General features: G+C 49.2%; 7 protein-coding genes. 3 read left to right on the top strand and 4 right to left on the bottom strand.

The window, feature by feature from the left end:
* Nucleotides 1–54 precede the first annotated feature (54 nt).
* Complete coding sequence (locus DWX43_RS08430) at nt 55–324, top strand: hypothetical protein (protein WP_109729942.1); 270 nt, start codon at nt 55–57, stop codon at nt 322–324.
* Nucleotides 325–407: 83 nt separating this feature from the next.
* Here the strand turns inward: DWX43_RS08430 and DWX43_RS08425 are convergent, their stop codons facing one another.
* The 3 genes from DWX43_RS08425 to pfkB are packed head-to-tail and all read right to left on the bottom strand — an operon-like array spanning nt 408 to nt 4,027.
* Complete coding sequence (locus tag DWX43_RS08425) at nt 408–1,151, bottom strand: DeoR/GlpR family DNA-binding transcription regulator (protein ID WP_118619997.1); 744 nt, start codon at nt 1,149–1,151, stop codon at nt 408–410.
* A 38-nt stretch (nt 1,152–1,189) separates the two neighbouring features.
* A complete protein-coding gene (locus DWX43_RS08420) occupies nt 1,190–3,103 on the bottom strand; it encodes a PTS fructose transporter subunit IIABC (protein ID WP_118619996.1) in 1,914 nt (637 codons plus the stop codon).
* Between the two features lie 18 nt (nt 3,104–3,121).
* Complete coding sequence (gene pfkB, locus DWX43_RS08415; RefSeq protein WP_118619995.1) at nt 3,122–4,027, bottom strand: 1-phosphofructokinase; 906 nt, start codon at nt 4,025–4,027, stop codon at nt 3,122–3,124.
* A 430-nt stretch (nt 4,028–4,457) separates the two neighbouring features.
* Here pfkB and DWX43_RS08410 point away from each other — a divergent pair, with 430 nt between their 5' ends.
* Nucleotides 4,458–5,978, top strand: a complete 1,521-nt coding sequence (locus tag DWX43_RS08410) for a DUF1538 domain-containing protein (protein ID WP_118619994.1) — start codon at nt 4,458–4,460, stop codon at nt 5,976–5,978.
* Nucleotides 5,979–5,980: 2 nt separating this feature from the next.
* Complete coding sequence (locus DWX43_RS08405) at nt 5,981–6,682, top strand: transcriptional regulator (protein WP_109729937.1); 702 nt, start codon at nt 5,981–5,983, stop codon at nt 6,680–6,682.
* Here DWX43_RS08405 and DWX43_RS08400 read toward each other — a convergent pair.
* Entirely contained in the window at nt 6,663–8,063 is a 1,401-nt protein-coding gene (locus tag DWX43_RS08400) for an MATE family efflux transporter (RefSeq protein ID WP_118619993.1), read from the bottom strand. The two genes, DWX43_RS08405 and DWX43_RS08400, sit on opposite strands and share 20 nt — an antisense overlap.
* Nucleotides 8,064–8,068 lie beyond the last annotated feature (5 nt).

Raw genomic sequence — 8,068 nt, 5'->3', positions numbered from 1 at the left:
TTAACCAAGTAGTCTTGATTGACTACATCATTATTATACTAAGCAGGTGATACTATGCCATTTAAACGTGGTGATACATGTTATATTATGGAGGATAATCCACACCCTACGCAGGTGAAAGTCGTCAGCAAGCAGGGTACGACCTATATCGTACAGCTGATTGGTTCCTGTGGTGCGATGAAACTTCCCGAGGAGAGGCTCTTTGCCACCTCTGAAGAAGCCGAAGCAAGCAGGAAAGCTCCCAAAGCGTCTGTAAGCGTACAGCTTTCCGATTCAAACGGGAGATCAAACGTGATCGAGATTCAGGATATGTTTAAGAAATAATTGAAATGTTAAAAACCGTATCTTTAGAGATGATTAATGGTATGCTCATAATCCTCTGCAAGATACGGTTTTTATTTTTTAAATTATAATACTATCCTTATATTTTCGCAGTCCCCATAGCCTTCCACTCTGTTATCTGTAAGTATCTGCGCGGCCTGGAAATCTGCAAAAGTAACAGCGCTGACTTTCCCGAATTTGGAGGAATCCCCCAGCACGTACCTGTCCCGGCACTGCTGCATCGCGGTCTTTTTTATCAGGGCTTCGTTGGCATCCGGCGTCGTAAATCCGGCATTTCTGCTGATCCCGTTTGTCCCGAAGAATCCTTTTGTAAAATGATAGCTTTCCAGTGTGAGCAGCGCCTGATTCCCGACCACGGCCTCTGTAGAAGCCTTCAGTTCCCCGCCTACAAGGAATACCCGCAGTCCTGCAGCGGCCAGTGTCTGTGCATGGACGACGGCATTGGTCACGAAGGAGGCCTCTGACTTTGCCAGATAATCCAGCATACGCCCTGTCGTGGTCCCCGCATCCAGATAGACAAAATCTTCCGGCTGGATCAGGGAAGCCGCATACTTTGCAATCTTCTGCTTCTCATCTTTCTGTACCTCCACCTTCTGTGCCACGGTTGGTTCGGTGGTCATTAAGGTGTGGTCTGCCGCGATGGCGCCGCCGAAAACTTTTACAAGCCTGCCCGCCTGGTGCAGTGCTGTTATGTCCCTCCGGACGGTTGATTCGGAAGTGTGAATCAGGTCTTTTACCTCTGTGACTGTGATACTCTTTTTCTCCTCCAGCAATTTCAATATCAGTTCATATCTTTGTTCCGTCAACATGACCTTCTTCTCTCCTTCCTCATCCTTACGGTAACTGTTTAAGCTTTTTTCGTCTTAAATACACCCAGCAGTACTGCTGAAATCACCGTTCCGACTACAAGTGCCAGCAGATACATCAATGCATTTCCCACAACCGGGAATACAAAGATTCCACCGTGCGGCGCCATCAGTGTACAGTTGAACAGCATGGATAACGCGCCCGCTGCGCCAGAGCCTATGATACAGGCAGGAAGTACATGGAGCGGATCGGATGCTGCAAACGGGATCGCTCCCTCGGTGATGAATGCCAGACCCATGATAAAGTTAGTCGGCCCTGTCTGGCGTTCTTCCTTTGTAAACTTGTTCTTAAACAGCAGTGTTGCAAGGGCAATCGCACACGGCGGTGTCATACCGCCGACCATTACTGCTGCCATTATATCATAATTCCCTGCTGCAATGGAAGCAGTTCCGAACACATACGCAGCTTTATTGAATGGACCGCCCATATCGATCGCCATCATGCCGCCCAGAATCAGGCCGAGCACTACTTTACTGGAACCACCCATATGATTCAGCGCTCCGTTGAGCCCCGTATTGATACCACCCATGATTGGCTCTACAACAAAGTTCATCGCCAGTCCCATGACCAGAATCCCAACAACCGGGTAAATAAGGACAGGTGCAATCTTCTCCAGAGCATCCGGCAGCTTGTCACAGAGCTTGCGGAGTCCGACAATCAGATAGCCTGCCGCAAAACCTGCTACTAATGCACCGAGGAAGCCGGATTTTCCGCCGGCTGCAAGCATACCACCCACAAACCCGACTGCAAGCGCCGGCCTGTCGCCAATCGCCATTGCGATAAATCCTGCCAGTACCGGAAGCATGAACCCGAATGCCGTGTCCCCGATTCCTTTAAACAAGGCCGCCGCCTGTGTGATGGAACCAAAGTTTGCCCTCTGGTCCGCCGGAAGTGCATTGATATCTACACTCAAACCATCTATCAGGAATGCAATGGCAATCAGGATACCGCCGCCTACTACGAACGGCAGCATATGCGAAACACCGTTCATCAACTGCGTATAGATCGTATGGCCTATACTGCCCCCGCTCTTTGCGTTGTCGGCCTGTACCGCCGCGCCGGATGCTGCGTGGTAAACAGGCACATCCCCGGATATCGCACGCTCCACAAGCTGGTCTGCTTTGCTGATCCCGTCCGATACCTGACACGCGATAACTTTTTTCCCGTCAAACCGGTCCATCGGAACCTGCGCGTCAGCAGCTACTATGATGCAGTCTGCATCCGCTATTTCTTTGGCCGTGAGCACATTTTTCGCGCCACCGGAGCCCCTGGTCTCAATCTTTACAAAGCAGTTCTTCGCTTTCGCTGCCTTCTCGATCCCCTCTGCTGCCATATAAGTATGGGCGATCCCGGTCGGGCAGGACGTCACAGCGAGAATCTTTACCTGTGCATCATCAGCGGAGCCGGTATCTGCGAGACGTTCATCAATATCACTCTTCTCCTCATCCGCCTTATCGATGATCTCTAAGAATTCATCCACAGTCCGGGCATTTCTCAGTGAATTCGAAAACTCCTCATCCATCATCAAAACAGAAAGCTTGCTCAATACATCCAGATGTACATTATCCTTCGTATTCGGTGCCGCAATCAGGAAGATCAGCGTGACCGGACCACCATCCAGAGAATCGAAGTCCACGCCCTCTTTTACAACCATAGCAGCCAGTCCCGGCTTCGTAACTGCATCACATTTCCCGTGGGGGATGGCAATTCCTTCTCCGATTCCGGTAGTGCTCTCTTCTTCCCTTGCGTAAACCTGTTCGCGGTATGCGTCAATATCATTGATCTTACCGCTCTTATTCATCAGCTCTACCATCTGGTCGAGTGCTTCCTTCTTGCTCTTTGGCGCCCCGTCCAGCGAAATACTCCTTTTATCCAGTAAGTCTGTTATTCTCATACTCATTTCCTTTCATTCTCACATCAATGTCTTGTATACGGCTTCAATCTCACTTCTGGTTGCCAGGTATTCGGAAAAAGCGCTGGCGCTTCCCGCGGCTATTCCCATATGGAAGGCATATTCATAGTCTCTTTGCTTCAGCCAGCCAGCCAGGAATCCGGCCACCATAGAGTCTCCGGCTCCCACACCGTTGACCAGGGTGCCTTTCGGGGCAGGCGAGGTATAAACCTGCCCGTCCTCCGCGACCAGGACCGCGCCCTCGCCTGCCATTGAGATCAGAACATTGCGCGCCCCCTTTTCCTGCATCTTCCTGCCATAAGGAATGACCTCATCCCTTGTACTTAAATCCACGCCGAATATCTCTCCCAGCTCATGGTTATTTGGCTTGATCAGGAAGGGCTGGTAATCCAGCACATTCAGCAGGAGGTCCTTCGTGGCATCTACGACGATCCTTACTCCCCTGCCTTTCAGCCTTTCCATAATCTTCTGATAGATGTCATCCGGCATAGAGGCAGGAATACTCCCGGCAAGGACCAGTACATCCTCCGCTTCCAGAGCATCCAGCTTCTCCATCAGCATACTGACCTTTTCCTCACTGATGTCCGGGCCCTGTCCGTTGATCTCTGTTCCGTCGATGGACTTCAGCTTCAGGTTAATCCTTGAAATCCCCTCTTCTATCTGTATAAAATCCGACCTGATCCCGGCTGCTTCTGTCTCCTTGCATATCTCTGCCCCCGTAAACCCGGCCACAAATCCAAGAGCCGTGCTTTCAATTCCCAGATTGCCAAGCACGGTGGATACATTAATGCCCTTGCCCCCTGGAAGAATCAGTTCCGAGCTGGTCCGGTTCGTCAGGCCCAGCCTGAAGTCTTCCACGGAGACAATATAGTCGAGCGACGGGTTAAAGGTTACCGTATATATCATCTCATTCCCTCCTGTTCTTTTGATGATTTTATTATATAACCATATTCATTCAAATTCAATCAAATTAATTCACAAATATTTTACTTCTTTTTTGTATGTTTTGCACGATTATGACCGATATTAAATTATTTTGACCGGTTTAAGGGTTTTTACTTAGTCAATTACTCCGTAACTGCCTTTTAAGGGTTACCTGAAACTAACTTTTATGGTATACTATTTACACTTAGCGAGGTTTTATCGAGCTTAGTGAAAATGCATACCTGAACACTTAACGAGGTATTTCACGAGTTTAGTGTTTATGGTATAATGCTCGCACTTGGCGAGGTATTTTCGAGCCTAGTAAGACATACACCTAAATACTTAACGAGGTATTTCACGAGTTTAGTGTTTATGGTATAATTAGGAAAACTAAGAAAGGAAAAGAAGCCGTTTGAACAAAAAATTAAAAGAGAAAATTAACGACTCCCTCTCCTCAGTATTACCTATAACTGCCATTGTTATGCTGCTTGGCATTTTTGTAGTCCCCATGGAAACCGGCACGGTTACTCTGTTTTTAAACGGAGCGCTGCTGCTGATTATCGGCATGGGGTTTTTTCAATTAGGTGCTGAGATGTCAATGACACCTTTAGGCGAAGGCGTCGGCGGGCAGATTTTCAAAAGCAGGAAACTTGTTATCACGATAGCGGTCTGCTTTCTGATGGGGGCGATCATCACGATAGCCGAGCCTGATCTGCAGGTTCTTGCGAATCAGGTCGCCTCCATCCCCAATCAGGTGCTGATCCTGTCTGTTGCCATCGGCGTCGGTGCTTTTACAGTCGCCGCAGTACTCCGGATTCTCTTCCATGTTACACTGCGCGGGCTCCTGGCCGTTTTTTACGCCGCCTTATTCCTGATTTCTTTTCTGGCTCCGGCTGATTTCGCGGCCGTTGCCTTTGATGCCGGCGGCGTCACCACCGGACCCATGACAGTCCCTTTTATCATGAGCCTTGGTATCGGACTTTCTGCGGCCAGAAGTGATAAGGATGGGGCAAATGACAGCTTCGGTCTGGTGGCTATCTGCAGTATCGGCCCCATTCTCGCCGTACAGATGCTCGGTATCTTCTATCATCCTAAGGACGCCGTGTACAGCATGGTAGAAATTCCCGCGGTCGTTACCGTTCAGGATGTCGTCCGCCTCTTCACCGCGGAGATTCCACATTATGCAAAGGAAGTCATGGCTTCCATGATGCCTGTTCTGGGGGTGTTCCTCATCTTCCAGCTTCTGGCGCATAAGTATCACAGACGTCAGATCATTAAAATGCTGATCGGCTTCCTCTATACGATTATCGGTCTGATCCTTTTCCTGACCGGCGTCAATGTAGGCTTTGCACCTGTCGGCAATCTGCTTGGCTCCGCAATCGCAGGAGACAGTATCAAGTGGCTGCTCGTTCCTGTCGGTATCCTGATCGGTTATTATATCGTCAAAGCCGAGCCTGCAGTACAGGTTCTAAACCTGCAGGTAGAGTCCGTTACCAACGGAACTATTACCCGGAATGCGATGAACAAATGTCTCTCCATCGGTGTATCCGCAGCCGTAGCACTCTCCATGATCCGGGTATTTACCGGGATCAGCATTTACTGGATTTTAATTCCGGGATATGTCCTTGCACTGATTCTTACCCGGTTTGTCCCGCCTATTTTCGTAGGTATCGCATTTGACTCCGGCGGTGTTGCGAGCGGGCCTATGACCACCACATTCCTGCTCCCCCTGGCTATGGGTGCATGTACAGCTTCCGGGGGCAATGTGGTCACCGATGCATTCGGCGTCGTGGCTCTGGTCGCACTTGCCCCACTGATTGTCATACAGATTATGGGAGCCATTTATAATTATAAACTCAAAAAACGTCTGGTACCGGCAGAACCTGAATTGCTTGAAGACGATGATGAGATCATTGACCTGGAGGATGAATAGAGATGATAAAAAGTAAAGAACCGATGCTGCCGCGTCTGGTCATGGCGGTGACAGATATCAAAACAGAGCGGAAACTTTCCCGGATTCTGGAGCAGCGCCACTGTTCCATGTATTTCCAGTGTTTCTGCCTCGGGACTGCAGGAAATGAACTTCTAAATTTATGCGGGCTGGGGGAAAGCGAGCGAATACTGACTATGTGGATCATGCCAAAAGAATTTGTGCACAAATTATTTTTAGAGATGGACCAGACGATCCATTTTAAAGAGAAAGGCGGAGGAATCGCAGTAAGTCTTCCAATGACAGGGCTTCCGGCTAATCTTGCTAATTTTCTGAAAGACCATGTAATGTTAGAGCTGAAAAAGCAGATGGAACAGGAGGAAGAAAACATGTCTAAGGAATCCGTTTATTCTATGATTTTAGTAACCGTGAACCAGGGGTACAGTGACGATGTGATCGATACGGCAAAAAAAGCCGGGGCATCCGGGGGTACAATCATCCGCGGACGCCGCCGCGGTATCGAGGAGCCGATGCATTTCTGGGGGGTATCACTCCAGGAAGAACTGGAGATCCTGATGATCGTCGCACCAAAGGATAAGAAGTCTGAGATCATGTCCGCGGTCAGCCGGGAGCACGGACTGCATTCACCGGCACAGTGCCTTGTTATGTCTATGCCGGTGGATGAGATTATCGGTCTGGAGGAGTAACAACGGGTGCAAACACCGTTTTCCTCACCCGCACAGCCATATAGATGATGCCCGTCATATCAGCCAGGAACCAGCCGATCGGTATTGCCCACCAGATCCCCATCACACCGATGGCAGGAACCGGAGACAGCACATATGCCAGAAGCACGCGCGTTCCCAGCGATATGACGGTCAAAATCAGTGACATTTCCGGCCTGTTGATGCCCCTGTAAAATGCGTACAGCAGGAAGAGAATTCCGATTCCGCAGTAGAATGCACCTTCCACCCTCAGGTATCCAATCCCGATATTGATGATTTCCGTTTCCGACGGCGATACAAACAACAGCATCAGGTATTTTGCGAATCCAAATACCACGACTGAGATAAAGAGGCAGAAAATCATAGAGATACCAAGCGCATGTTTTACCCCTTTTTTCACGCGGTCTTCCTTCCCCGCCCCGAAATTCTGTGAAACAAACAGGGAGAATGCATTCCCGAATTCCTGTGCAGGCATGTAGGCAAACGAATCGATCTTAACCGCCGCCGTAAAGGCCGCCATGACAGCGACTCCAAAACTGTTTACCAGTCCCTGGACCACCAGTATCCCGAAGTTCATGACCGACTGCTGGATCGATGCCGCGAACGAAAAACGGGCGATCTCTTTTATGGATTCCTTCGTTGAAACGTGACTATTGTTCTCAGCAAGAAGTCTCTTTTTCCATTTACCCGGGGTCAGTGCATCCCGAAGCCAGGGTTCTTTTACCCACGCATAAATGCCGATCCCCACCCCTGATATCGCCTGCGAAATCACAGTCGCTGCCGCTGCGCCGCCGATCCCCCAGCCAAATCCGAGCACGAACAAAAGGTCGAGCGCAACGTTTAACAACGAGGTGCCACCGAGGAAATAAAGGGGGATGACTGAATTTCCCAATGCCCTTAAGAAATAAGAAAAGTAATTATATAGGAAAACAAAGAAAATACCTGCAAAAATAATCAGCACATACATCCGCATCATGGCCATCAGCTCTTTCGGAATCCGGAGCAGGCGAAGAATCTGGTCTGTCAGCAAAAAGGACAGAACATTCACCACAATCGTAATCCCGCCAATCATAAAAAATGCAGCACGTATACAGTCCTGCATTTTCAGAATATCCTTTTTCCCATAATAAAAAGAAAATACCGATCCACTGCCCATACACAGCCCGATCAGAATCGAGGTCAGAAAACTCATCAGCGTGTAGGCCGTCCCTACCGCCGCCATCGCCTCTGCCCCTAAAAATTTACCTACAATTAATGTATCCGCAATGTTATAAAACTGCTGGAGGAGATTGCCGGCAATCATCGGGCCCGCAAAGATAAGCATCGTTTTTGTAACATTACCGGTCGTCAAGTCTTTATTCATGATTC

The organism is Clostridium sp. AF19-22AC (assembly GCF_003479085.1).
Lineage (GTDB): Bacteria > Bacillota > Clostridia > Lachnospirales > Lachnospiraceae > Faecalicatena_A > Faecalicatena_A orotica.
This window is presented reverse-complemented; position numbering and strand designations above follow the sequence as displayed.

Excerpts from the sequence above, each read along its gene's own strand:
- DWX43_RS08430 (WP_109729942.1), top strand. The coding sequence starts at position 55 with ATGCCATTTAAACGTGGTGATACATGTTATATTATGGAGGATAATCCA.
- DWX43_RS08425 (WP_118619997.1), bottom strand. The coding sequence starts at position 1,151 with ATGTTGACGGAACAAAGATATGAACTGATATTGAAATTGCTGGAGGAG.
- DWX43_RS08420 (WP_118619996.1), bottom strand. The coding sequence starts at position 3,103 with ATGAGAATAACAGACTTACTGGATAAAAGGAGTATTTCGCTGGACGGG.
- pfkB (WP_118619995.1), bottom strand. The coding sequence starts at position 4,027 with ATGATATATACGGTAACCTTTAACCCGTCGCTCGACTATATTGTCTCC.
- DWX43_RS08405 (WP_109729937.1), top strand. The coding sequence starts at position 5,981 with ATGATAAAAAGTAAAGAACCGATGCTGCCGCGTCTGGTCATGGCGGTG.
- DWX43_RS08400 (WP_118619993.1), bottom strand. The coding sequence starts at position 8,063 with ATGAATAAAGACTTGACGACCGGTAATGTTACAAAAACGATGCTTATC.